This is a genomic window from Cupriavidus sp. GW822-FHT03E04 (assembly GCF_058801495.1).
The window spans coordinates 1-1,975 of sequence record NZ_JBXANI010000068.1; the positions used below are offsets into that span (position 1 = coordinate 1).

At 54.3% G+C, this 1,975-nt stretch carries 2 rRNA genes; both read left to right on the forward strand.

Annotated features, from left to right (window positions below):
- A 23S ribosomal RNA gene (locus AC1RQC_RS40280) occupies positions 1 to 1,709 on the forward strand; the annotation flags it as partial.
- A 137-nt stretch (positions 1,710 to 1,846) separates the two neighbouring features.
- Positions 1,847 to 1,959: ribosomal RNA gene (rrf, locus tag AC1RQC_RS40285) — 5S ribosomal RNA — on the forward strand.
- Positions 1,960 to 1,975: the final 16 nt, after the last annotated feature.

Sequence of the window (1,975 nt, forward strand, 5' to 3'; positions counted from 1 at the left end):
GCATGGTAGGAGAGCGTTCTGTAAGCCTGTGAAGGTGTCTTGTAAAGGATGCTGGAGGTATCAGAAGTGCGAATGCTGACATGAGTAGCGATAAAGGGGGTGAAAAGCCCCCTCGCCGTAAGCCCAAGGTTTCCTACGCAACGTTCATCGGCGTAGGGTGAGTCGGCCCCTAAGGCGAGGCAGAGATGCGTAGCTGATGGGAAGCAGGTTAATATTCCTGCACCGTCGTATGATGCGATGGGGGGACGGATCGCGGAAGGTTGTCCGGGTGTTGGAAGTCCCGGTCCCTGCATTGGAGAAGGCGCTTAGGCAAATCCGGGCGCGGAATTCAAGGATGTGGGGCGAGCGGCCTAGTGCTGCGAAGCAATTGGAAGTGGTTCCAAGAAAAGCCTCTAAGCTTCAGTCATACGAGACCGTACCGCAAACCGACACAGGTGGGCGAGATGAGTATTCTAAGGCGCTTGAGAGAACTCGGGAGAAGGAACTCGGCAAATTGGTACCGTAACTTCGGGATAAGGTACGCCCTTGTAGCTTGACTGGCCTGCGCCAGGAGGGTGAAGGGGTTGCAATAAAATGGTGGCTGCGACTGTTTAATAAAAACACAGCACTCTGCAAACACGAAAGTGGACGTATAGGGTGTGACGCCTGCCCGGTGCCGGAAGATTAAATGATGGGGTGCAAGCTCTTGATTGAAGTCCCGGTAAACGGCGGCCGTAACTATAACGGTCCTAAGGTAGCGAAATTCCTTGTCGGGTAAGTTCCGACCTGCACGAATGGCGTAACGATGGCCACACTGTCTCCTCCCGAGACTCAGCGAAGTTGAAGTGTTTGTGATGATGCAATCTCCCCGCGGCTAGACGGAAAGACCCCATGAACCTTTACTGTAGCTTTGCATTGGACTTTGAACCGATCTGTGTAGGATAGGTGGGAGGCTTTGAAGCGTGGACGCTAGTCTGCGTGGAGCCGTCCTTGAAATACCACCCTGGTTTGTTTGAGGTTCTAACCTTGGTCCGTGAATCCGGATCGGGGACAGTGCATGGTAGGCAGTTTGACTGGGGCGGTCTCCTCCCAAAGTGTAACGGAGGAGTTCGAAGGTACGCTTGGTACGGTCGGACATCGTACCTAAAGTGCAATGGCAAAAGCGTGCTTAACTGCGAGACCGACAAGTCGAGCAGGTGCGAAAGCAGGACATAGTGATCCGGTGGTTCTGAATGGAAGGGCCATCGCTCAACGGATAAAAGGTACTCTGGGGATAACAGGCTGATACCGCCCAAGAGTTCATATCGACGGCGGTGTTTGGCACCTCGATGTCGGCTCATCTCATCCTGGGGCTGTAGCCGGTCCCAAGGGTATGGCTGTTCGCCATTTAAAGAGGTACGTGAGCTGGGTTTAAAACGTCGTGAGACAGTTTGGTCCCTATCTGCCGTGGGCGTTGGAATCTTGACGGGGGCTGCTCCTAGTACGAGAGGACCGGAGTGGACGTACCGCTGGTGTACCTGTTGTCTCGCCAGAGGCATCGCAGGGTAGCTATGTACGGAAGAGATAACCGCTGAAAGCATCTAAGCGGGAAACTCGCCTGAAGATGAGGATTCCCTGGAGCCTTGAGCTCCTTGAAGGGTCGTTCGAGACCAGGACGTTGATAGGCTGGGTGTGGAAGCGCAGTAATGCGTTAAGCTAACCAGTACTAATTGCCCGTAAGGCTTGATCCTATAACCAGTGTGTTTCTACCTGGTGTGAGTGTCGCGTGCCGCTGCAGCAGTAACAAGGCAGCTTGGCCGATACGCACAACCCCTACTACATCCCTATTCGCTGCGTTGAGCATCCCTCAGCGCGGCCACCGTTTATGCCTGGTGACCATAGCGAGTTGGAACCACCCCTTCCCATCCCGAACAGGACCGTGAAACGACTCCACGCCGATGATAGTGCGGATACCCGTGTGAAAGTAGGTAATCGCCAGGCTCTCCCTTGAAACCCC